21 protein-coding genes and 1 tRNA gene are annotated in these 22,925 nt (G+C 47.1%); 8 read left to right on the top strand and 14 right to left on the bottom strand.

Annotated elements, in window-relative coordinates:
* From B3N33_RS04270 to surE, 3 genes are all read left to right on the top strand, one after another.
* Nucleotides 1–1,104, top strand: coding sequence for a sugar ABC transporter substrate-binding protein (locus B3N33_RS04270; RefSeq protein WP_214060106.1), 1,104 nt, complete (start codon nt 1–3; stop codon nt 1,102–1,104).
* Between the two features lie 5 nt (nt 1,105–1,109).
* Nucleotides 1,110–3,143: an ABC transporter permease subunit gene (locus tag B3N33_RS04265; protein WP_214060105.1), complete on the top strand. Its 2,034-nt coding sequence runs from the start codon at nt 1,110–1,112 to the stop codon at nt 3,141–3,143.
* 67 nt (nt 3,144–3,210) lie between these two features.
* Entirely contained in the window at nt 3,211–4,029 is an 819-nt protein-coding gene (gene surE / locus B3N33_RS04260; protein WP_214060104.1) for a 5'/3'-nucleotidase SurE, read from the top strand.
* 15 nt (nt 4,030–4,044) lie between these two features.
* On the opposite strand, the gene B3N33_RS04255 is transcribed toward surE, so the two are convergent.
* The 14 genes from B3N33_RS04255 to mnmA form a co-directional block, all read right to left on the bottom strand.
* Entirely contained in the window at nt 4,045–5,433 is a 1,389-nt protein-coding gene (locus B3N33_RS04255; protein ID WP_214060103.1) for a hypothetical protein, read from the bottom strand.
* 143 nt (nt 5,434–5,576) lie between these two features.
* The gene (locus B3N33_RS04250; RefSeq protein ID WP_292592248.1) at nt 5,577–6,173 is read right to left on the bottom strand and encodes a hypothetical protein; all 597 of its coding nucleotides are present in this window, start codon (nt 6,171–6,173) and stop codon (nt 5,577–5,579) included.
* Nucleotides 6,174–7,016: 843 nt separating this feature from the next.
* Complete coding sequence (locus B3N33_RS04245) at nt 7,017–8,333, bottom strand: hypothetical protein (RefSeq protein ID WP_214060101.1); 1,317 nt, start codon at nt 8,331–8,333, stop codon at nt 7,017–7,019.
* Nucleotides 8,334–8,375: 42 nt separating this feature from the next.
* Entirely contained in the window at nt 8,376–9,458 is a 1,083-nt protein-coding gene (locus B3N33_RS04240; protein WP_292590197.1) for a DUF362 domain-containing protein, read from the bottom strand.
* Nucleotides 9,459–9,470: 12 nt separating this feature from the next.
* Nucleotides 9,471–9,842, bottom strand: a complete 372-nt coding sequence (locus B3N33_RS04235) for a DMT family transporter (protein WP_099829356.1) — start codon at nt 9,840–9,842, stop codon at nt 9,471–9,473.
* Nucleotides 9,843–9,855: 13 nt separating this feature from the next.
* Nucleotides 9,856–10,740 (bottom strand): decaprenyl-phosphate phosphoribosyltransferase, encoded by an 885-nt coding sequence (locus B3N33_RS04230; protein ID WP_214060649.1) that lies wholly within the window; start codon nt 10,738–10,740, stop codon nt 9,856–9,858.
* Nucleotides 10,741–10,892: 152 nt separating this feature from the next.
* A complete protein-coding gene (locus B3N33_RS04225) occupies nt 10,893–13,262 on the bottom strand; it encodes an HD domain-containing phosphohydrolase (protein WP_292592277.1) in 2,370 nt (789 codons plus the stop codon).
* Between the two features lie 118 nt (nt 13,263–13,380).
* Nucleotides 13,381–14,019: an NAD(P)-dependent oxidoreductase gene (locus B3N33_RS04220; RefSeq protein ID WP_292592247.1), complete on the bottom strand. Its 639-nt coding sequence runs from the start codon at nt 14,017–14,019 to the stop codon at nt 13,381–13,383.
* Nucleotides 14,020–14,350: 331 nt separating this feature from the next.
* A complete protein-coding gene (locus tag B3N33_RS04215; RefSeq protein WP_292590194.1) occupies nt 14,351–14,788 on the bottom strand; it encodes a GNAT family N-acetyltransferase in 438 nt (145 codons plus the stop codon).
* Entirely contained in the window at nt 14,785–15,417 is a 633-nt protein-coding gene (locus B3N33_RS04210) for a tetratricopeptide repeat protein (RefSeq protein WP_292590193.1), read from the bottom strand. The genes B3N33_RS04215 and B3N33_RS04210 overlap by 4 nt, the downstream gene beginning before the upstream one ends.
* Before the next feature lie 505 nt (nt 15,418–15,922).
* Nucleotides 15,923–16,330 carry an IS200/IS605 family transposase gene (gene tnpA, locus B3N33_RS04205; protein ID WP_213918636.1) on the bottom strand — a complete coding sequence of 136 codons (408 nt, stop codon included), beginning with the start codon at nt 16,328–16,330 and terminating at the stop codon, nt 15,923–15,925.
* Nucleotides 16,331–16,416: 86 nt separating this feature from the next.
* Complete coding sequence (locus tag B3N33_RS04200; protein WP_292592245.1) at nt 16,417–17,115, bottom strand: vWA domain-containing protein; 699 nt, start codon at nt 17,113–17,115, stop codon at nt 16,417–16,419.
* Nucleotides 17,116–17,274: 159 nt separating this feature from the next.
* Nucleotides 17,275–17,350 (bottom strand) — tRNA-Pro (locus B3N33_RS04195).
* Between the two features lie 14 nt (nt 17,351–17,364).
* Nucleotides 17,365–18,420, bottom strand: a complete 1,056-nt coding sequence (gene mnmA / locus B3N33_RS04190; protein WP_414674176.1) for a tRNA 2-thiouridine(34) synthase MnmA — start codon at nt 18,418–18,420, stop codon at nt 17,365–17,367.
* 287 nt (nt 18,421–18,707) lie between these two features.
* Here mnmA and B3N33_RS04185 point away from each other — a divergent pair, with 287 nt between their 5' ends.
* The 5 genes from B3N33_RS04185 to hutH form a co-directional block, all read left to right on the top strand.
* Nucleotides 18,708–19,430 carry a basic amino acid ABC transporter substrate-binding protein gene (locus B3N33_RS04185; RefSeq protein ID WP_292590186.1) on the top strand — a complete coding sequence of 241 codons (723 nt, stop codon included), beginning with the start codon at nt 18,708–18,710 and terminating at the stop codon, nt 19,428–19,430.
* A 49-nt stretch (nt 19,431–19,479) separates the two neighbouring features.
* Complete coding sequence (locus B3N33_RS04180) at nt 19,480–20,127, top strand: amino acid ABC transporter permease (protein ID WP_099831112.1); 648 nt, start codon at nt 19,480–19,482, stop codon at nt 20,125–20,127.
* Nucleotides 20,124–20,876 (top strand): amino acid ABC transporter ATP-binding protein, encoded by a 753-nt coding sequence (locus tag B3N33_RS04175; RefSeq protein WP_099831111.1) that lies wholly within the window; start codon nt 20,124–20,126, stop codon nt 20,874–20,876. Before B3N33_RS04180 ends, B3N33_RS04175 begins: the two co-directional genes overlap by 4 nt.
* A 5-nt stretch (nt 20,877–20,881) precedes the next feature.
* Nucleotides 20,882–21,553, top strand: coding sequence for an amino acid ABC transporter permease (locus tag B3N33_RS04170; protein ID WP_300980089.1), 672 nt, complete (start codon nt 20,882–20,884; stop codon nt 21,551–21,553).
* Nucleotides 21,554–21,649: 96 nt separating this feature from the next.
* The coding region (gene hutH / locus B3N33_RS04165) for a histidine ammonia-lyase (RefSeq protein WP_292592243.1) at nt 21,650–22,925 on the top strand (1,276 nt) is incomplete at its 3' end.

Genomic DNA, 22,925 nt, shown 5'->3' with positions numbered 1-22,925 from the left:
ATGAAAAAAACGGCAACATTCTTATTTGTGATACTGCTCTGCTCGTTTACATTTGGAATCACCTTCTGGGTGAGCTGGGAAGGAGAGGATTTCTACAGGGCAGCGGCCAGTAGATTTTCAGAAAAGACGGGTATTCCGGTGGAGATTGTCTACTTCCCGAAGATCGAGGAGAAACTCAATGTGAGCTTGAAGACAGGCGACTTGCCTGATGCTGTGATGATAAAGGATACTTATGTCGGCGACGTGGCAGCCTCGAAAAGGAATCTGCCTATCCCGGAATCTGTGCTGAGAGACTACCCCGAGAGATATCTGAGTGCCTTCACCTGGAACGGTGAAGTCAGCGCTGTTCCCTACTATGCAGACAGTCAAGTCGCCTTCATCAATCTGGATGCCTTTGAAGAAGCAGGCTTGAATCTCGAAGACGACTTCGACTTCGTACAGTTCGAGATAATAAAGGAGAAGCTCACAGGGATAGTCGACTATCCTATTGCATTCGATTTCACGTCACCCTACATAATGTTTCCCTATGTCTCGGCACTTCTGAGCGGAGAGGAGAGGGCTGCTCTGAAGATCGGAAGTCCCGAGAGCAAGGAGACTGTATCGATCGTGAAGAGCTATTTCGATTCAGGTGTGATCTCCAGACTTGAAAGGGCAGCCATGAATGGGCTTTTCAGACAGGGAAAGATTGGCGTGATGCTTCAAGGCAGCTATATGGCGGAGAAGTTCAGAGAGAAGGGCCCTAGATTCGCAATGCTTCCCTTTCCCAATCTACAGGGGATAGAGGTAAGAGGAGTTATCGATTCAAAAGGTTTTGCTCTCTTCAACAGCGATACTTATGAACAGTGCATGAGCTTCATAGCCTTCCTTGGGGAGCAGAGCGAAGAGTTCTTCATACAATGCGACAAGTACCCGCTTTTTGGGTCAGGCTGGCTTCCAGAGCTTGGAGAAATCGTCAATAAAGGAGAATTCATGCCAAATATTCCAGGATATCAGACACTGTTGTTTGAGGCTCTGGAACCCGCTTTACAGGCAATATTCAGTGGAGCTATGACCGTCGATCAGGCCTTAACGGGCGCACAATCCTACATTGACTCTGTCCGGTAGTTAGTATGTCGGTCGTGATACCGATCTTCTTTACCCTTGGACTGCTTCCTCTTATAGTGAGAAGGAAGTGGTCTATGGGTTTGTCTATTACCTTCATTCTAGCAATCGTGACTATCGCTCCTACGGTTTGGGCTCTGTATGTCTCATTGACTGAATTTGGCATCTTTCAGACGGAACCTGTCTTTTCCGGTCTGAAAAACTACGAGATTGTGCTAAGAGATTCCGGTTTCAAACTCTCGCTGAAACTGACGGCCCTCTGGTCGACACTGAAATCGGCAATTGAGGTCTCAATCTCCTTCTTAATCGCGCTCAGGTTGAGAAAAGCTACCAGGTACAGCAAGTCTGCTCTTCTGCTCTTGGGTATAGGCTGGTTTATACCATCATTCATAACGGTGTCCGGATGGAGGGTCTTTGTTCAGGGATACGGAGGGTACTCTTTGTTGAATACCCTTCTTGGCACAAGTATTGACGTGACTCTCAACCCCCTTCACGCATTTCTTTCTTCCCTACTTGTAAGCGTCTGGCTTTCGATACCTCTCTCGACCATGATAATTCTCGGGATGCTAGGGAGAGTTTCAAAGGAACTGGATGATGTAATGAAAATAGACGGTGCGGGAGATCTCACAACCGCCTCTATTCTGTTTGGAGAGATAAGATATCTATTGATTCCGTACTTCTTGTTTCAACTTGCCAGATCGATGAAGGAGTTCACATCTGTCTTTCTTATGACCGGAAACGGTCCGTTGCTGCCTGAGGGATTCACTCCGCATACCTTGACCGGTTCAACTTCATTTCTCGGAATCGTTCTCTTCAGGAAATTCAATACGGCAAAGGATTACGGACTTCTCTCCGCTTACGCGGTATTCGTAGGAGTATTCGCACTCATATGGATCCTGGGCGCGCTCTTTTCTCGAGGAGAAGTGCCGAAGAGACACAGGCGGGTTCTCTATCTCAGCAGCGCGGCACACATTCTTCTGGGGCTTTTCGCAGGCTGGAACTGGCTCGTTTTTCCCGTTGTTGCCGGATATTCGATACTCCCGCTAATAATACCCCGCTTCAGGAAGCCGTTCAGACGGCTAGTGGGAGTTCTGTTGATATACGAAGTCGTCATATTCATTCTGAGCGTTGCTCAAAATGGTATCAGTGGCGTCATTCCGGCCACCCTTCTAAGCGTGCCTATGATCCTTCTGTCTATAAGATACAGATTTCCTCACTTCGATTTTTCCATTCCCGGATGGCTTAAGAGAGCGCTTCTTATTGTCTGTCTGGTTCCCACCGCAGTGATAGTGATCTACATACTCTTTCTCTCCTTCGCTTCCGATTCGGACATTGTGCCTTCAATCTCCGAACTGACACTGGCAAACTACGGCAAAGTGATCTCCGACGGACTCCCGGGCAACATATTCAATACTCTGAAGATCGCTTTTTGGGCCTTTGTGATCGTTCTTCTGGCTGGAGTTCCCTTTTCCTATCTCTTCTCTTTGAAGAGAAACATATTTGTGAGGATTGTAGCTTCAGTGATTCTCTTCGGAAGCCTCTACAACGGAATGCATACGTTACTCCCTATGTACTTTGTATTCGACAAGTTGGCCCTCGTGAACAGCTTGTTCGGAGTTGGGATGGTTGTATGTATTCAGGCAATGCCGCTAACTATTTTGCTGCTGGGCGGCTTTTTTTCTTCTGTCCCGAGAGAGCTCCGGGAAGTCTCTCTCCTCGAGGGATTATCGGAAACCGGCTACTTATTGAGAGTTCTTATTCCTCTTTCAATGCCCATAATCGGCGGACTACTCATGTACACTCTAGTCTCAGCATTCAATTCCTTCTCCATGCCGCTAATCCTTCTAAACAGTCAGGAACTCATGCCTTTCTCTCTCAAGATCTACAGTTACGTGGGTGAAGTAAGGAGCTTCTACACCTCCTGGAATTTATTCGGAGCGGCCTCGGTAATCGGGGTTATTCCTCTCCTTCTTTTCTTCAGAAGCTCACTGAAGCTCATTTACAGCTCGAATCTACGTGATCAGGGAATAGAATATGACTGAGCTTCACTCGCGGCTTTCAGGAAAGAATCCTTCATTTACGATACAATATAGATGGTGGTGAATTCTTTTGAAAATACTTTTGACTAACGATGATGGAATCCAGGCGACTGGAATAAGGTCACTCGCGAAGAGACTCTCAAGGTCTCACGAAGTGATAATAGTTGCCCCCGAAAGCAACCGGAGCGGCGTAAGTCACTCAATTACATGGTTGACGCCGGTACGGATAAGAGAGAGGGAAACAATAGAGAACGTCTCCTCCTTCTGCACGAGCGGAACTCCAGCAGACTGTGTGGTTGCTGCTGCAACGATCAGCGGCATTGACAGGTTTGATCTTGTGCTAAGCGGCATAAACCATGGCCAGAATCTTGGGGTTGACATCAGGTACTCGGGAACATTATCTGCAGCACTGGAAGCCAGGGTACATGGGATACCTGCCATGGCAATCTCCGTGGTTAGCGAGGAGAATCCAGATTTTCTGGCAGCTGTGGACTTCTCTGAAAGTTTCGTAAGAGAGTATGACTGGAAGAAGCTTCCGAAGCATACCGTTCTTAACGTTAACGTGCCTGCGATACCTAGAGACAAGATCCGGGGAATCAGTTGCACAAGACCTGGTGGTCTCATAAAGAGACGCTGGTTTGAGAAAAAAGTAAATGAATGGGGTGAGGAGGAGTTCTGGATGCGAAAGGAGATCCTCCACGATTCTCACGATGAAGACCTTGACTTTGTAAATGTCGACAAAGGGTTCATCTCGGTAAGCCCCATCGATTTCTTTGGCTCCTGTGACGAAGCCTTCAGATCTTCTCTATGTGACGACCTGAGGATCTTCGAAGAACACTGGTTTGCAAAAGACAACGAGAAGCTCTCAGTTGCTTCTTGCAGAGAATGAGCCTCTCCGAATTAACTAGAATCTAAGGAAGCGCAAAACTCTTCCGTAGCCGATCTTGAAGCAAAACTCATTCTTGTTACCTATTAGAGCCGACGCTGAGAGGAATATCTCCTGATTCTCATCCGGGCTGTAATGAAAGTCAAGACTTACTTTGGCACTTCTGGTAATCGGTTCGGCAAGTCTATACCAATCAAATTCAAATGGTTCGCCGTAATAATCGTCGATTCGGTAAGAACCTTGTCTTATGTACTCAAGACGAAGCTCTGAGAGCACTCTGCGAGTTTCGAAAGTCACAGCTATAAGGTCCAGAGATACGTCAGGTCCGTATGGGAAACCGAAGAACCCATTAATCACAAGATAACCCCCGCCCTCAATATCATCAGCGTTGAAACGGATTGGGTTGATGTGCTTTCCTTCCTCGAAGCTCCTATTGTACAAATAAGGCGTGCTATGGTAGTGCTCATACCTTATCTTCATACCCCCAGACTCTTCAAAGAGAGTCTGTTCTCTGAGAGCATACTGATTGTCCCATAGCATAGGTCCCTTATAGTTTTCTCCACCGGTTATGCCATACTCTCCACCAAGAAACCAGCCTAAAGAAGTCGGATTGCTGGTTCTATCTCCCGGAATAAGGATGTCGTCTGTGTAGAGCATTCCGTACAAGCCCAGATCTCCAATGCCCTTCTCGAAGAATAACCCTGCATTAACGTTTGAGTTCTTGGCATAGTTGTTGTGGAATATGACGAAAGGGCTCATGTCTTTAAGGTCTGGATAGGTGTTGCTGATGAGGTTCGTTTCGACAAAACCGACTCTTGTAGACTCACCATGATACCCTATGCTGTGGCCGATAAGAGTCCGGGGACTGTCGAATATCGAACGATCCGAAGAGATTACGAAGAAGCTGTAGAAGTATTTCCCTGACAGTACGTCCGATGAGAAGTCAATCCAAATGTGCTCGAAAAAGGGCACCGCATCGGAGAGTACGAAGTTGTACGCAGCGGGACCAATATGAAGGCTTCTCTTGCCGGCAGAAAACCTCAAGAGATCGTTTTGAAACTCGGCGAAACCAACTCTAGGCAGATCGGTATCTATATACAGGGTATTCGAATTGTATCTGATGGGGAAATTCGACCAACTCCTGCCGCGAAGAAACGACGTTATATCTTGCCTGAAATCAAGCCTGAATAGCGCGCGATATGAATCACCGGAAAACTCAATGCCCGCAAGGGCAAACGGAGGATAAGAAAAGTTGTTCCGCAGATCTTCAAAGGTAGGTTTGTAGTCCCTGTCGTGCACAGCAAAGTTGTTGAGAGAAAGGGAGGGAAAGAAACCAAGGAAAAGACCGCTATTCGCAGAAAGCAAAACCGAAACCACTATCATGAGGCAAAGCAGAAGTCGTTTCATCCAGACAAACCTCCTTTTGTTCATATATGAATTATGCCATGACTGAATAGGAATTCACTCTCCGAAAAGCAATTGAAACACAAAGCCTTTACGGCAGCCAAGCGAAGTACCCGCGGAGATCGTCCCGGCCAAGACTGAATACCTCATTCGGTTTCAACGGAACCTCTGGTCTCAGAAGCAAGAAGTCTGAGCAACCCAACACCTACAAGAGGGGTCATGAACGCCAGTACTGGTGTGAATAGCCTAACTTCAGCGGTTCTTGCCACCACGAAATTCATAGCGACAAACGGGAGTACCCAGAACCACGTTCTCTTGAAGAAATCGATATCTCTTATCTCTCTCACGAATAGCAGTGGAATGAAGAGAAACACAAGAGGATAGATCCATGACCAGAAGTAACCAATGTTATAGCCAAGTTGTATCAGATCGACCGAGTATTTGGCATCAGGAAAGAGAACAGTGCTGAATATATACATAAGCAGTACAGGAATCGAGCCGGCAATGAAGCTTTTCAACATAAGCCTCAATTTAATCTTGCCTGAGATGTCGCCTCTGAAATTGTACAGAAGATATATCAAGGGGAGGAATACCATATGGTCAGCTCTGAAAAGAGAACCCAGCGTAATCAACAAACACAAATGAAAGAATCTGCCGTTTCTGGCAATTACGAGCAACCCGCCTACAAAAAGAGCAAGGCCGTGAAAAGTCTCCCATCCAAAGTACATCGTAGTGAGCGGCATTATGGCCTGAAATGATACCACAGACAGTAACGATGCTACAGGTGAAGAGAAGATTCGGCAGAACGCATAAAGAAGCAGCAACGTTAACAGGTTGAAAAAGAATCTCGCCGTGATGTGCCCATTAAGAATACGATTCGCTTCGCTAGACGGATCTAGTGCAGCTTTGACATCTTCGGGCAGTCTCTCTCCAATTAGAAGCGCCGCGGTTGCAGGATCGGTAATGTACTCCTGCCACTTCAGCCCGGCAANNCATTGCTTTGAGTGCATTGCTCAGGAGAATGCTGTTCCCTGCAACGGAGTCAACGAACTCGGCAATAGCCTTTTCAGCGTCAGAGACAAGGCTCTCCCTTTCATCCAGTGGAAAATAGGCATCAACCATGCTCTTCTTTTCAGACGTCCAATAATCGGCCGACAACAACATACTCGAAAGCTCTTCGCTGTTTTCATCCAGCCACTTGATCGGAAAGTATTTGAAGAAATTCTCGACAAGGTAGTAGCTGCCAAATCTATACTGATCAGGCGCGAAATTCTCTCCGGAAACCACTCTGTCATGCTGGTTAATTCTTAAGTACCTGGATACGAGCAAATACTTCCCGTCGGTTGTCCAGACGGTCATTGATGTGAAAATGTAGGAGAGTAACGCGAAGATAATTAACAGAAAAATCCCTCGCTGTATGGTTCTCTTGTCTTTCACACTTAATCCCCCCGACGGCGTTTCCAAAAGGAGATCGCCAATGTCAAAATCATATCATCGATCGTAAGAAACATTGCTTGTCCTTCTCAGTTATCTGCTCAAACCTGTATCAAGAGTTCCATTAATCAAGCGCGTTGTTGTCCAGATCCCTAAGACTCTCTAGAATCCGAAAAGCCAACCGAATCAACGCCGATTGCCAGCATTGCACCCCTAACTATAAGAGGAATGGAGTAGATTATCACCGGAAGAAAAAGCCTCACTTCCGCAGTCTTTCCAACAACAAAGTTCATTCCGATAAACAGTGGCATCCAGAACCACGTTCTCCTGTAGAACGTCAACTCTTTGATCTGATAGATGAAAGCAAAAGGCAGCAAAAGAAAGACAAGAGGAAAAACCAGGTTCCAAACATGCGTCAAATTGAACTCAAGCTGAAAGACATCCACATAGTACTCTGCCTCGGGAAAGAGAAGCCCGCTAATCAGAATTGTCGCAACAAGCGGGATGAAGAGAAGCAGAGCGGCGTAGACAGCCTTCGACCACTCCCTCCTTCTTAACGAATCTATTCCTCTTAACGAAGCGTATATTAGAGCGCCAAACAGCGCATGATCCGTTCTTGCGGTACAGCACAATACTGTTATCAGAATTAGAATGAGCCTGCTGCCGTCTCTCTTTGTTATTAGAATCATCGCTGTAAACAGCAACAGTGAAAGCAGAGTCTCCGCCTGCAAAAAGTCCTGAAGAGCAAACGGCGTAAGAGCAGTGAAGAGAACAACCCCAAAGAGCGCTTGGCCGGGGTTCAGGAACTCTCTGCACAGGAAGTAGATGATCGTCAGAAGGATCATGAAGAGGAAGAATCTCGACGTGAAATATCCGTTCACGAGTCTTGTTTCTTCGCTGTCCTCAAGCAAATGATTCCTGATATTTTCCGGTATCATCTCTCCGAGAGTGAGCAGGGTCTCTTCGACATTCGTCAAATAGCTCTGCCATTGCAGACCGTCTATCATACCCCGCAGAAGATTTTGAACAAAAGCATTGCCCGGGAAGAAGGATTCTAGAGTCTCGTCAATCACCCTCTGAATCTCGCCAATCATCTCTTCCCTGTCATCCTGGGGGAAGAATTTGTCCACGGTTTTCTGCATCTCTTCTGTCCAGGTCTCTTCGCTCGTAAGCAAATCGGAGAGACTGCTGTTATATACGTCATACCATTTCAGAGGAATGTATTTGAAGAAGTATTCCACAAGATAAAATCCACCAAAGCGATATTGCTCCGGAGCGTAACCCGTTCCCCTGATTAGATTTTCGTGACCGTATACCCTGATGAATCTCGACACTGTTATGAATCTGCTGTCTGTCGTCCAGACACTGACAGAGGTGAAAACGTATGACAGAACAAAGACAAACAGAAAAACCACTGCGCCTCGTCTTGCTTTCGAACTCAGGGCGAATTTCAAGTGATAATCGGCCATGATTCCCCCACTCAAGCTTTCATTCCCATAGTGAATTCTCTATCAATAGCTCTCCCACAGACGGCCCCAGGGGCTCTCTTTCTTCCACTCCTCGAAAATCCGAACACCGTGCTTCTTCCACCAGTGCTTATCGTGATAGGTATCTGAAGCGGCCACAAAGACTTTTACAAGCGGCGTGTGGAAGAAGAGTTTCTGAAAGACCTTCAATGGGCTGAACCAGAGCAGATCACCGACTCTGCTGGCAAAATTGTCTCCCACATGGAATTGCAGGTTCACTCCAGACACATCGTCCCCGACCAACTCTATGTTCTCAGGCCTGCCGTTCCCAAGGCCCTCTTCATCGGCCAGCCTTATGTATTTCAAGTCCATCGGATTGAAGCCCATCATCTTCGCCGCAACCGCGTCAATAGCGACCTGGTCTTCACTGGCGAGTATGTAGTCTGCCTTCACCGGGATCAGTGTTCTGGGACCGGGTCCGTTTCCCGCAGTCGTTCCATCCATTAAGGCAAACAACCCTGTGTGAATCTCCTTCTGTATCTTCAGCAAGTCAACCAGAGTTTCATGTATCCATGAATGAGTGTAATGCCTCTTCACGTTCAAGAGACCGCCGAATGCGTTTTTCATCGCGCCTGTGGTCGTCGTATAGATGTGGCACTTCATCGTCGGAAGCTGAATTATGTTTTTGCCGAAGAAGTAGTCAGGAAGCTTCACTCCCTCGGGAAAGATCTTAGGCAGAACCGTCAGTTTGCTTTTTGGCGTATATTCAATCCATGACATGTCTTTCGGTTCGAAGTTATACAGGACGGGGATATTGTATTTTTCATAGACGATGTCATACTTGTTCTGTTTCTCTCCGTACTTCGGCCTCGTAACCACAGTCTTATTCTCTACCGAAACGATGTCGTTCATGCCTTCATCCTTCAGTGCGAGCACCACGCCTTCTAGCTGCCACGGCGTGCTATTGGCGCCTGGCATTGGAAGATGCCAGGAAATGTTGTCCTTCAAGATTGTCGTGGCACTTACGTCCAAAGCCTCTTTCATACCGGCAAGTTTTGCAAGCCTTCTATAGTCATCCAGGACAGTCTCCGGTCTAGTCTTTAAAATCGCAACTTTCGTCTTTTTCATCTTCTACCTCCGCTATTTCGCTATCGCAACCAACCAAATCCCTACCGCAATGACGGCTATTCCCATGAGCTTCATTGCGCTGAGTCTTTCGTCAAACAGGAAAACCGCCGCAACGGTAACGATCGCGAACCCGGCACTCGTCATTATCGGATAGGCAACTCCCAGTTTCATCTTCGTCAGAACTACGCTGTAGAAAATGAAGGCAACTCCGAATGAGAAAAGTCCCAGCCAGACGCTGATGTTTGTGATTGAATTTATAAGCATCCCCTTAAGTCCAACGGTGTTTATGTCAGGCGCATTTTGCATCCCGTATTTCAACAGGACATTTGCTCCGGCGTTGAAGACTATTGCAACGACAAGTATCATGGCCTCAGTAAAACTCATAATTCGTCCCTCTTTACAACCAGATTGGCAGATAGATTGCCAGCATAACAGATACTAACCACAAAACAACGGTAACCGCTATTCCTCTGTCTCTTGTTACGACTTCCGTCGGGTCGCCCTCTCCATTCTTGAAAAGGAGAAGGAGGTATCTAAACATCCCATAGGTTACGAAAGGCACAGTGTAGACAAGCTTATCAGTACTGAATTTCACAATCGTCGCCGGATCAAGACAGTAGAGAGTATAGGCGATGATAGTAACAGAGGCCGTAGCAACCATAAGGTAGTCTAGATATCTGTCGTCGTAAACGCTCAAAACCTTTCGGTGATTGTTGCTTTCTTCTTTAAGTGAAAGCAGCTCGTTTCTCCTCTTTCCAAAACCCAAAAAGAGCGAGAGAAAGAAGGTTGTAACCACTATCCATCCTGTAGGAGTTGCATCGATAGCGTAAGCCCCTGCCATTACTCTTATCACGAATCCCGCAGATATGCAGAAGGCGTCAATCAATACGATCTCCTTGCCCTTCAGAGTATAAAAGATATTCTCAACAACATAGAGAAGTAGGAAAACAAGAGCAAGGTATGGAAGAAAGAGAGCAATCAGGACCGCAACAACACTCATCACTGCTGCGACTGTTGCTGCATCTCTCACACTGATCTCACCGGAAGCAATCGGCCTATTCTTCTTTCTGGCATGATGCATGTCGCTTTCACGGTCTTTGATGTCGTTGAAAATATAGACGCTGCTTGAAACGAGGCAAAATGCAACGAAGATCAGCGTAGCTCTCAGAAGAGAGTTTGGGTCGACAAGACTCGAAGAGAATATCAGCGGAGCAAAAACGAACAGGTTCTTTATCCAGTGTCTTATTCTTATCACTCTGAGCGCGATAGCTAGATCTACCATCTTTTTCTCCTGAAGAAGCTTGTGATTATTTAAGAGTCGAGTATCTCATAAGTGCCAAGCTCTCATATATTAACATACAGGCTTGAAAAGTCGATACCACTCTCTCTTGAGTAGATTTAATTATGATGCATTACACCAATGCGGAGTTGAAATCATTCAGTGAAGTTAAACCCTTCATCGAACAGCTCGAGACAGGCATCTACGACTCTTGCATCATAGAGCTTTCCCTTACCGCTTCTGATCTCATCAAGCGCCGCCTGAAGACCGAGTGAAGACCTATACGGTCTGTGAGACGCCATCGCTTCCACAACATCGGCAACGGCTATTATTCTAGCCTCGAGAATAATCTGATCCCCCGAGATTCCTTCGGGATAACCGCTTCCGTCAAGTCTCTCGTGATGCTGCAAGATTGCGTCTGCCACCGGCCAGGGGAATTCGATATCTTTGAAAAGCTCACATCCCGCCGTCGGGTGAAGTTTGATCAAATCGAACTCGAGATTGGTCAGCTTTCTTGGTGTGTTGAGTATCTCCGCGGGAACCTGTATCTTTCCCACATCATGAATCATCGCCGAAAGCCTCAGTCCCGTAAGCCTGTTCTCTTCGAATCCCAGCTTTTTGCCGATTGCAACAGAAAGCTCTGCGACTCTCCTTTGATGACCTGAGGTATAAGGGTCCCTGAGATCTACGACCGAAGCGAGAACGTTCACCGATGCCTCCATCGTTTTTGAAACAGTCTCCAGACTCTCTCTTAGCTCTTCGGTACGTTTTCCGACTTCTCTTTCAAGATGGAAGCTTCTATTACCCAGTGACCCGATCAGAACCGCAAGCGACAGAGTTACAGTCAGTCCGATCGCGAGGATGAAGATCCAGTAGTTCATGGGGTACACGACGCTGAAATCCGGCCCTGGATGGGCAACAATAACGAAAAGCCGCCCGAACAGCATTACCGGAAGGGCGATGTTTTGTTCATTTTCCGGATAGTGCCATATGGAAGCCTCCGCAGACTCATGTACATGTAAACCAGATTCCTGCGCCGAGGAAAACAGCAGTACTGGATTTCCGTCCGAGTCGATCTGATAAAGCCCCAAAATAACTGTTGGATCTCCATTACTGGGGAGAATCGGAACGGCACTGTGAAACGCTTGTGAATGAAAGATAGCCCCTACGAATCCAGTTTGACCCTGCGGTCTCTCCTCGACAATCGGTCTGAAGACAAAGAAGTGGAGACCTTTCTCTTCGTCCGTCGGAACGACGACAGGATCGCTTGCCCACATCAGTTTTGAAGCAGCTGCCTTTTCAATTGCTTCCCCGACCAACTCGAGAGATCCCAGGTCTAACCCCAGCAGATTTCTGTTGCTCTCTAGAGGCTCAATGTACTGTATCGGGTAATATGACTCGCGATCCAGAACTCTTTCCTTTCCGCCAGATTCACCGGGTTCCCAGACGAAGAAGTCCGGAAAGCCTTCACTTCTGATACTTTCTTCGAACGACTCTATCTCGCCCGGCGAAACCCTCTCAATCCAGAACCATGAAATCAGTTCGTTGTTTTTCGAGAGTGAACCTACGTAGTTCAAGAACTCCTGCCTGTAAACAAAGCTGCTTGACTCAAAGAACCTGGCAAGAGCCTCGACCTGAAAGTCTTCAATATTCTTCATCGCCCTGGAAAGCGAAGTTACATGAGTCGCGGCCAGATCTGCAAAGGCGTCATTTCGCGCTGCCTCCTGTCTGTCATGAACTAGAGATGAGACCATGATGGTGACAGCGACTCCAAATGCGGCAAAGGCGATAGCCTCAAGGTACCTCTGAACTCTCTTTTCCTTCTTCTCTTGTGGCAGCTTGTCCTTGCGGATGATGAAGAATCCCGAAAGTATCGCCATCAATATCAGAACCAGAGAGAAAACTACGGGCTTAATCGCATATGATAAAATCCCTTTCCGGAAGTCGTTGGCTTCAACGTCTATCCCGAGTACGGCAAGGAGTCTGCCTGAATTTTCATCAATTACGGGAACCATTACCGATACCCATGTTCCCCAGCTGTCAGTAATTACTGGCAGCACTCTGGCCTTCTTCTCCCTGAAGACTTCAAAATCGTACTCAGTAGCATCGGCGTATATATCTCCCGGAAGAGATTCGTCACCTAAACCGGGAGGCTCGGAATCAATGAAAAAGAACAATTCTCCAGATTCCTTCTGTCCCATTAGGTAGATGAAGCGGTATTGAGGAAATAGCGCACTTACTTGCTCCAGCTGGCTCTTGAGTCTCCAGTATTCAGGCCTGTCCAGATCATCTATGCTCCCTGAAAGCCTCGAAAGCTCGTCCAAATTGAGACCGCTGTGGACAAATCTTGCCTGTCTCAAAAGCCTGTCCGAAAACTCCCTTCTTCCCCTGGCTATCTCGGCAAATGAAAGCAGAACACCCATAAGAAGAATCAGAACGACAGAAATAACAACGACGGCAAGACCGGATAGTTTAGCAGCAAAGCCAACCAATCTTTTGGAAAGACCAAAGCTGGGACCTCTCATCAAAGGCACTTATGGACACCCCTCTTCGAAAAACTTTCTCAACCAGATTTTAACACAGGATTTCTCTTCAGCCACAACGTGCTCTTTGAAGAGACCGCGACTTCACTTCTTCAAGCGGCTAATACAATTCGTCAAGATCGATCTCTTCCTCCGGCTTTCCTTTAAGAAGAAAACTCTCGATGTTCTTTAACGCGCCATTCACCATTGACTGCATACTCTCCACCGACCAGCTTCCGACGTGCGGTGACATGACGACATTGGAAAATCTATGAATTGGATATCTCGATGGAAGTGTTGCGGGCCGATCACTTGAGGGATACTCGTACCAGGCATCTATTGCCGCGCCGGCGAGAGTTCCGCTTTTCAGAGCATCATACAGAGCCTGCTCCTCAATTACTCTTCCCCTGCTCACATTGACCAGGTACTTGTCCTTCATCTGACTTAGCAGATCGGAACCGATGATCCCTGCCGTCTTTTTCGTCAGCGGAAGAGCAACGAATACAAGATCTCCGGCTCGAACGGCATCGTAAATATCGTCTGTTATTCTCTTCACGTAAGGGAACCCGCTGCCAGGCGTTCTCTTGAATCCCGTTATTTCGCATTCAAAGCCGCTGATCAGTTTTGCTATCGCCTGCCCAATTCTGCCTAGGCCGAGAATAGAGCACCGCTTCCCGATGATGGAGTACCAGGTCGCCTCCTTATTGGATGGCCGACCCAACCACACTCCCTGAGCAAGATCGTTATGAAGTTCGACCACTCTTCCCGTAACAGCTAAGGCCAGAGCTACGGCTCTTTCAGCAACGACCTCGGCATTCTCATGGGTGTTTGAAACAATGACGCCACGTTCTCTTAACCGCTCAAGAGGCAGACCATCAACGCCNNAGGGACCACAACCATTCTGAGATTTCTAGCCTTATCAAGGTCGGCTTGCGAAAGATTCCCTTTTACTATTACCTCGGCATCGGAAATATGGGATTTCGGATCACTGTTGCTGGAGTACGAGATGAAAGAATGTTCGGGAAATGCTCTCGCAAGCTCATCTACTTTTCCTTCCCAGTATCTGTCAAGTCTATTTAGGAATAGGATCTTCACGTTTCTTGCCTCCCACGGGATTTAGCGCGAGAAAATCGGAGTTTGTAGCGAACCAGTCCATTCAGAGTCTGGATTTCATTCACAATATTGAATCCTATCTTCTCATAAAAACCGACGGCATCCTCGTCTGTCCACACTGCAAGAGTATCTATGATAAAGGCATCTATCATTGTCTTTCTGAGAGTGCGGCCGAAGCCTCTCCTTCGCTTGTCTTTCCTGACAGCAAGATGTAGAAGCTCGGGCTCTTCAAGCTCATGGAGCTTCAAACCGGCTACAGCAACTATGCTTTCTCCCTGCCTCATAGCAAAGAGTCTTCTCTCTGGAGCCCGATACATCTTCAATACTTCTTCGGACTGCTCCGGTCTTCCCAGACATTCGGAGAAGATCTCCGCAAATCTTGAAGGCAGGTTCTTGATTTCTACTTCCCTAATCATCTTTCCAACTCCTCACCAGCCATAATCGTTGCTTGAGAATCATGCGCGTTTTCCTTCAACCACTCGTAATGAGTTGCAGCTTTATCGTTCATGCCATTGCGCATATAAAGCTGAACAAGCTTAAGCCTCGCGTTCAGCTGTATCTCTATACTCAAGCCTTCCTCAGCTAAAACCTGAACTATGATCTCAAAATCAGAAATGGCTACATCTAGCTTTCCGAAAAAAGCCGGTATATTCGCGTAAGCGTTAGCCCTTATGACTCTTATTAAGATATCGTCAGGATTCCCTTCCACTGCCCTATCCAGGTGATCGATCCCCTGGTTCAGATTCAACAGCTTTCCAAAGGGGTTCCAGTCATCTCTCGCTCTGAGGAGGAATGAGGACCCAAGATAAGCTCTGGCCAGTCCCAGGTCTCTTCTTTTGAGAACATCTTCGAGGATTCTGATAGCCTTCGTGACGGAATCTTTGTCACCTTCCAGACCGGCATCGTGGTAAGCAATTCCCAGCTCGATGGCAAGATCGATGTTTTGTGGGTCTTCTTTGTGAAATCTCTCCAATTCGGAAATCGAATAACTTGCACATACAAACACTCCGGCAAGCAAGACAATCAAAATTAAGGTCCTTCTCATTTTCTCCCTCCTCTGTAAATATTAGCATATGAAAAGACCTCCGAATCGAGTCACTGTCACAAAGCACCGCTTCCATTGACTTCGATCGGAGTAATTCCGCCGGCATGAACCAATAGTCTGAGCTCAGAACCTTCCTCGAAAACAGTAAGCTGCCTTTGGCGTGTTCATTTGCTCAGACGAACACTAGGACTGCCAAGAAACTTTAAGGACCTCGATATAAGCCTGTTTTCGAAAGCTCCACATAACGCGGGCCTCCATCGAATCGATGCGAACCTCTCCACGGCACTTTGGAGGAAACAAAAAAAAGCAAAGCGAGAGGCCACATAACTTCAGTTGTTCACTTGCCTCGTCTGGAAGCGGATTGAGACGATCTGAAATTTAGCCAGGAGAGTTCGTTGCCAAAAGGGGGAACTCCAGGATAGGAGTTTCTTGAGTTGTTGCTTGAAGAAGAGTATCCTGTTCTCTAGTCGGCTCTAATTTAATTTTGACGGTGATTTGCACTTTTTCACCCCCTTTGCGAAGTTTTTTGGCTTTCGATATACTGTTTAATTGCGGAAAGTGGCGCACCGCCTACTGTAGCAGCAAAATAACTGTTTGTCCAAAGTGTAGGCAATTTCGTCGTCAGGTGTTTAAATTCTTGCCTGAGTATCCGTGAAGTATGTCCTTTAATTGCTTTAATAAGTTTATGGACTCCATATTGCGGGTCTACTTCGACAAGCAAGTGAACATGGTCAGGCATGATTTCCATTTCGATGATTTCTGCTTGACGTTCGGCACAGATACTTACAATCAACTCCTCTAATCGTAGTTCTACATCACCAACCAAAACTTTCCTACGATATTTAGGGCACCAGACTATATGGTACTTGCAAGAGTGTACAACATTGTTGTTCGACTTAAATTTAGTGTTCATACATGTACTAGACCATATTACACTATCTAATACCAATAGAAGAATTAAGCCGATTGAAAAACTTCAGTTTTCTAATCGGTTGTGCCTTATATCCCCATAGCTGAAGCAAGGGGCTTTACGGCACTTCCGGTAATCACAACGATAACTGCCCTTGAATCTTCTCTGAAGTCAAGCTGACTGCCAAAGAGTATTGCGTCATAACTCCAGGTGTTTATGTGCCATTCGCCGGCCGTTTCGATTTCCTCGATAGCGAGAAGGAGTTCGTCCCTTTCCATAACTCCATGGAACGGATGGTCCGGTGATTTTCTTCCAGGCTCTTCCAGTGACGATGCTTCAAAGAGCAAAACCGCCACCCTGAAATCACATGAATCGTCTTCGAGTCGATTCACGAATTCCTTCAGTTCTGACTTGATCGACTCGATTTGACCCGCCATTGAGCCCGTCTTATCGATCAGGAAGACCAGGTCGATTTTCGAGGAAGATACTGATCTTTCCCAGAATCCGATGCCACCAAACTGGTCTTCTCTCTGATACGGAGCAATTTCGGCTTTTGACAAGACATTCCCAAACTCGTCAACGAGAGTCTCGGTTATTGCGAAGTCTTCGATTGAGAGTCCCGTAACCGGAACATCGCCGTCTTTGGCGCTGACAGAGCAACAAACCTGATGAATGCCGTTGTAGCTGAAATCCCATATTTGCCAGCTTTTGAATTCAAGTGTTCTCGAATAAGCAGTTGGGGTTAAGAGAAGAGAGAATAACAGAAATAGGAACACTATCCTTTTCATTTGTTCCACCTCCAGATCGATCGATCAGAGGAGAAGACAAAGAGAACTACTCTCTGTAAGAACATTCTAGCAGATCAACTCAAACAAACGATCATCTGGAGAGTAAGGAGATTGCCCCTGGTCCTCACAAAAAAGAAACAGACCCCGATGGGCCTGCTCTGGTCAGGAAGCGGGGACTTGAACCCCGGACCTCTGGTTCCCGAAACCAGCGTTCTACCAACTGAACTACTTCCTGTCTCGAGAATTCTATCACGTGTCGTCTTCACTTTCAAGAACGCTATTTCCTTCAATAAAGGCGCTGCCGGCTACTAAATCATCGACATAGAATACCGCAAGCTGTCCCGGTGTAACCGCCCAAACTCCTTCGGGGAAGTCTACCCTGACTCTATCGTCACCGATTAAGAATACTCTTGCAGAAACGGACCTCATCGAGCTCCGAATCTTGCACTCGCAATCAAACGCTTCAGCCGGATCAACAAACCAATTAAGATCTCTTCCCGTGAGAGAGTAGGACACTAATCTCTCCCTCTGTGAGAGGACAAGCCTGTTCTTATCAGTATCGAGCCTCTTCACGTAATAGCGTCCCTCGCTCGAAATGCCGATCCCCTTTCGCTGCCCAATCGTATAGCCGAAAAGCCCGGTGTGTCTTCCCAGAAGATTACCCATTTCATCCTCAATAGGCCCCGGTTCATCCTTCACGCCACGAGACTTGAGAAAGCTTCTGTAATCCCCGTGAGGTATGAAACAAATCTCCTGAGAGTCCTTCTTTGAATGAACGGGAAGAGAAAGCCGACTGGCTTCTTGCCTCACTTCCACTTTTGTCGTGTCGCCTAGAGGGAAGAGAATTCTCCCGAGCTTGCTCTTCCTGATTCGCGAGAGGAAATACGACTGATCCTTTGAATTATCAAGAGCTCTCGCAATGAATAACTCATTATCGTGCGCGACCAATCTCGCGTAATGGCCGGTCGCTATCTTTTCAACTCCAAACGAGCTCATTTTCTCCAGCAGCAACCCGAATTTTATCGAATCGTTGCAAACCACGCACGGATTGGGCGTCTCTCCCCTCATATACGAACAAACAAAGTATTCGAGAATCGATTCGAATTCTTCTCTTAGATCCACGATCACCAGCTCTATTCCGAGGTGTTCGGCAACGCCTTTTGCCTCTTGTACAGCCGGGTTATCGAGTGAACTGCCCGGAATAACGATCATGTGATAACCAATTACATCGTTTCCCTGTCTAATTAACCGAGCGGCCGCGACGGCACTGTCGACACCCCCGCTCAATGCTATACCTAATTTCATGATAATCACCATCTCTATATTAACAGCTGTTTTTTGGCTCAAGTGTTGCTAAAGAGTATAATATCAATGAGCGATCCGCTGCGCACTCTGATTTTCGGCACCGTTTCGGTACCCGTTGATGACAACAGTCGAGCTCGAAAACGGATTTTGAAAGCCCGGGCGATCGATTTTCAACTGCGGTGGTTCTATTTCGTATTGAACCCATAGCGCAAGAAGAAAGTCAGGTTCTCAGTATTGAAAGCTAATGGATATACAATCAATTCATCTTCAGTTTAAGGAGGGGTATCATGAAGAAAACATTGCTAGTAATGCTTGCTCTGGTGATTTTGGGAGGCTTTGCCTTTGGAGCAAAATACGTTGTCGGAACGAGCGCTGACTTTCCGCCTTTCGAGTCTGTGGAAAACGGGGTGTTTGTAGGCTTCGACATCGACCTAATCAACGCTATTGCAGAGGAGATGGGCTTTGAAGTCGAGATCAGAGATATGAGCTTTGATTCACTTATTGCCGCGCTCGTGTCGGGAAACCTCGATATCGTTATCTCCGGAATGACTATTACAGATGAAAGAGAAGAGGTTGTCTCTTTCTCGAAGCCATACTGGACAGCAGATCAGAGCGTAGTCGTTCGAGAAGACAGCGAAATGAGCGTCACTGTGTTGTTTGGCAAACATAACATAGGGGTACAGACAGGTACGACCGGAGACATCTGGGTAGAGGAAAATCTTGTTGAAACGAAGATCCTCACAGGCGATTTCAAGAGGTACGACACTTACGTTCTCGCCATGACTGACCTTGTAAACAGGAATGTAGATGCGATAGTTCTGGACGCACCGGTTGCTGAAAGCTTCGCTGAGGTCAGACCAGTGAAAATCGTGGCTATAATCAAGACTTACGAGGATTACGGAATAGCAGTAAACAAGGCTAACAAGGAGCTTCTTGAGCTTATCAACGAAGGGATTTCCAGGCTCGAAGAATCCGGAAAACTGAACGAACTTAATCTAAAGCACTTCTGATTGAAGGGCGGAGGTAGCCATAGATAAACTCGGATTAATAGTCGATTCTTTGCCCGCACTTCTGAGAGGATTGTGGGTAACACTTCAAATAACGTTTCTAACTCTGGGGTTGGGCCTGATTCTGGCCCTCCCCATTTCTTTTGGTCAAGTGTACGGCAATAAATGGCTTAAGGTATTCATCGCGGTCTACGAAAAGGTTCTGCGGAGCATCCCTGAACTTGTGATCCTCTTTCTCATATTCTACGGATTTCCTAGAATTGGAATAAGATTCTCTCCCTTTGCCGCGGTCGTAATCGGGCTTGGCTTCCGATCATCTGCCTATCAGTCCCAGATCTTCAGGGGAGCTATAAACTCCGTAAGTTCTACTCAGATGAGAGCTGCGAGATCATTGGGAATGACCAATTTTAATGGATTCATCAATGTCGTACTTCCCCAGGCTGTGAGGATCGCTCTTCCACCCTGGACAAACGAGTTCACCATCGTACTGAAGGACTCCTCGCTGGCATACGCTCTAGGAGTTACAGAGCTTCTCCGTCAGGGAGGATACATTATTGCCACGAAGTATGAGCCCATGTTGATCTACCTCACAGTGGCCGCAATGTACTTCGTCGTTACGATCGTTATTAACAAGAGTTTGGGAAGCGTGGAAAAACGCCTTGCAGTACCCGGATTCGATATAAAGGAGACGGTAAGATGACCAACGATAAAGTCGTGCTAAGAGTCGAGAACCTGAAGAAATCCTTTGGCGATAATGAAGTCCTTAAGGGTGTATCTTTCGAAATGAAAGAGGGAGAGACCAAAGTGATAATCGGCCCGAGCGGAACCGGAAAGAGCACTCTCCTGGCCTGTATCAACATGCTAGTCTCTCCAAACGACGGCAGAATTTGGCTTGAAAATGAAGAGATCACTTCTGCAAAGAACATAAACAAGATTCGTCAGGAGATAGGGTTTGTGTTCCAGGATTTCGGCTTGTTCAATCATCTTACAGCTCTCAGAAACGTTATGGTCGGCCTGACAAAAGTCAAGAAGATGGAAAAGAGCGCAGCAAAGGACCTTGCAATGGAGGAGCTGAAAAGAGTTGGGCTCGAGAAGGAAGCGAAGTTGTATCCTGCTCAGCTCTCTGGCGGTCAGAAGCAGAGAGTCGGGATAGCACGTGCGCTTGCCATGCAACCGAAGATTATCCTCTTCGACGAACCGACTTCTGCACTCGATCCAGAACTGATCGGCGAGGTCCTCTCAGTCATGAAGAATCTGGCTGAAAGCGGCATGACGATGCTGGTAGTCACTCACGAAATGGGATTTGCCAGAACCGTTTCGGACGAGATCATCTTCATGGAGCACGGTCACATAGTCGAGCAGAGTTCTCCGGAAGAGATGTTCAAGAACCCCAAGAACCCTCGCACAAAGGAATTCCTCTTTAAGCTCAACGAGCTGTACGGGGAGTGAATGAATTGGAGAGAATCTGGAAGATCGTTGTCAACCACTGGCCAAAACTCCTTGAAGGGCTCGGCGTAACGCTGGAAATGACTCTTATAGCCGTGGTCATAGGCTTTGTAATTGGGGTGATTCTTGCAATCGCAAGAGTATATGGAAACAAGTTCTTCTATGCTATTTCTACGGCGATTATTGAAGTGATCAGGGGAACTCCGCTGCTTGTTCAGCTGTTTATTCTGTACTACGGCCTTCCGCCCCTTGGAATGAACCTAACGCCTTTCACCGCGGCGATAATCGGTTTCGCAATAAACAGCGGATGTTATCAAGCAGAGTATTTGCGAGGCTCTATTCAGTCCATTGCGGGGAACCAGATGAAAGCCGCAAGATCCCTTGGAATGACAAAGTGGCAGGCGATAATGCAGATTATTATGCCCCAAGCGTTTAGAAGAGTTATCCCGGCGTGGACAAATGAGTTCATATACCTCCTGAAATACACCTCTCTAGCCTATATAGTTGGAGCACCGGAACTTATGGCCCAGGCAAAGTTCATAGCTTCTAGAAACTTCCAGTTTTTCGAAGTCTATCTCGTGGTTGGCGTTATTTATCTCGTTGTGGTTCTCTTCTTCACAAAGCTTTTCAGCATACTCGAGAAGAAGGTCGAAATTCCGGGCCTCGAGTGGGTTAGATAGAGCGATTGTGGTAAGTCTTTTTCTGATGGAGACTGCCTGATGATGAAAGATCGAACATACTCTTCAATTTTGATAACTCTCTCTGGAGGTGGGTAGGTGCAAATCGATGGAGAACATTTGACACTCTCTGGTCTCTACAATGTAGCATTCGGAAATGAGTTCTGCTCAATCAATGAACTCTCTGCCAAACTCCTCGATGAAAGAAGAGAATCTCTGGAAACGAATAGCATGAAGAAGACGATTTACGGCGTGAATACGGGATTTGGAGTTATGGCCGATCATCGGATCTCCCCGGAAGACCTGGACGCACTGCAGAGAAATATCGTTCTCTCTCACGCGGCCGGAGTGGGCGAACCACTGAAAGAAGAACATGTCAGAGCGATAATGTTGGTTAGAGCCAATTCACTCCTGAAGGGCTATTCAGGAGTTAGAAAGTGTGTGGTTCAGAGAATTCTCGATCTGCTAAATAATGGAATCGTACCGATTGTCCCGGCAAAGGGTTCCGTTGGAGCGAGCGGCGATCTTGCCCCTTTGGCACATATAGCGATGACGCTTATTGGTGAGGGGGACTGCCTCGTTGACGGAAAGCTCGTTTCTTCCTCGCAGGCTCTTGCCAGCAAATGCCTTGAACCGCTTGTTTTGAAGGCCAAAGAAGGCCTCAGCCTTCTGAATGGAACCGCCCTGATGGCCGGATTGGCCGGGTGCTCAACCTATACTGCGTCGAGGCTACTCGATCAAGCTATCCTTGTAGCTGCGATGTCCGTCGATGCGCTGATGGGCAGTACCTCTCCATTTGACGAGAGAGTTCACAAAGCAAGACCTCATCGCGGTCAGACATATGTTGCGAAAAAGCTTAGAGAGTCTCTCGAGGGAAGTGAGATAAGGACTTCTCATCTCGATTGCGATAGAGTTCAGGACGCATACACGCTCAGGACTATCCCTCAGGTTTACGGAGCGGTGAAGGATACCATCGAATACGCAGAAACCGTCCTTGAGACCGAGATCAACTCGGCGACCGATAATCCTTTGATATTCGAAAACGGGGACGCGATTTCCGGAGGCAACTTCCACGGGGAGCCCGTAGCTCTAGTGGCAGACTTCCTCTCAATAGCTCTTACAGACCTCGGTAATATGATTGAGAGAAGAATAGACAGACTCGTAAATCCAAAGCTAAATGATCTGCCCGCCTTTCTGACAAACGGAGAAGAAGGTCTCAATTCCGGATACATGATCTGGCAGTACACGGCTGCCGCACTGGCTTCAGAGAACAAGACCCTTGCGCATCCGGCCTCTGCCGACTCGATTCCCACATCCGGGTTTCAGGAAGACCATGTGAGCATGGGAGCCTGGGGAGCAAGAAAACTCTGGTCGA

The sequence above is a fragment of the Mesotoga sp. UBA5825 genome (assembly GCF_002432955.1).
Classification (GTDB): Bacteria; Thermotogota; Thermotogae; order Petrotogales; family Kosmotogaceae; genus Mesotoga.
This window is presented reverse-complemented; position numbering and strand designations above follow the sequence as displayed.

Bases quoted from the DNA above. Each gene is read 5' to 3' on its own strand.
- B3N33_RS04175 (WP_099831111.1), top strand. From the start codon at position 20,124: ATGACCAACGATAAAGTCGTGCTAAGAGTCGAGAACCTGAAGAAATCC.
- B3N33_RS04230 (WP_214060649.1), bottom strand. From the start codon at position 10,740: ATGGTAGATCTAGCTATCGCGCTCAGAGTGATAAGAATAAGACACTGG.
- B3N33_RS04235 (WP_099829356.1), bottom strand. From the start codon at position 9,842: ATGAGTTTTACTGAGGCCATGATACTTGTCGTTGCAATAGTCTTCAAC.
- B3N33_RS04240 (WP_292590197.1), bottom strand. From the start codon at position 9,458: ATGAAAAAGACGAAAGTTGCGATTTTAAAGACTAGACCGGAGACTGTC.
- B3N33_RS04270 (WP_214060106.1), top strand. From the start codon at position 1: ATGAAAAAAACGGCAACATTCTTATTTGTGATACTGCTCTGCTCGTTT.
- B3N33_RS04185 (WP_292590186.1), top strand. From the start codon at position 18,708: ATGAAGAAAACATTGCTAGTAATGCTTGCTCTGGTGATTTTGGGAGGC.
- mnmA (WP_414674176.1), bottom strand. From the start codon at position 18,420: ATGAAATTAGGTATAGCATTGAGCGGGGGTGTCGACAGTGCCGTCGCG.
- B3N33_RS04210 (WP_292590193.1), bottom strand. From the start codon at position 15,417: ATGAGAAGGACCTTAATTTTGATTGTCTTGCTTGCCGGAGTGTTTGTA.
- B3N33_RS04200 (WP_292592245.1), bottom strand. From the start codon at position 17,115: ATGAAAAGGATAGTGTTCCTATTTCTGTTATTCTCTCTTCTCTTAACC.
- B3N33_RS04215 (WP_292590194.1), bottom strand. From the start codon at position 14,788: ATGATTAGGGAAGTAGAAATCAAGAACCTGCCTTCAAGATTTGCGGAG.
- B3N33_RS04250 (WP_292592248.1), bottom strand. From the start codon at position 6,173: ATGCCGCTCACTACGATGTACTTTGGATGGGAGACTTTTCACGGCCTT.
- B3N33_RS04265 (WP_214060105.1), top strand. From the start codon at position 1,110: ATGTCGGTCGTGATACCGATCTTCTTTACCCTTGGACTGCTTCCTCTT.
- B3N33_RS04255 (WP_214060103.1), bottom strand. From the start codon at position 5,433: ATGAAACGACTTCTGCTTTGCCTCATGATAGTGGTTTCGGTTTTGCTT.
- B3N33_RS04245 (WP_214060101.1), bottom strand. From the start codon at position 8,333: ATGGCCGATTATCACTTGAAATTCGCCCTGAGTTCGAAAGCAAGACGA.
- tnpA (WP_213918636.1), bottom strand. From the start codon at position 16,330: ATGAACACTAAATTTAAGTCGAACAACAATGTTGTACACTCTTGCAAG.
- B3N33_RS04225 (WP_292592277.1), bottom strand. From the start codon at position 13,262: ATGAGAGGTCCCAGCTTTGGTCTTTCCAAAAGATTGGTTGGCTTTGCT.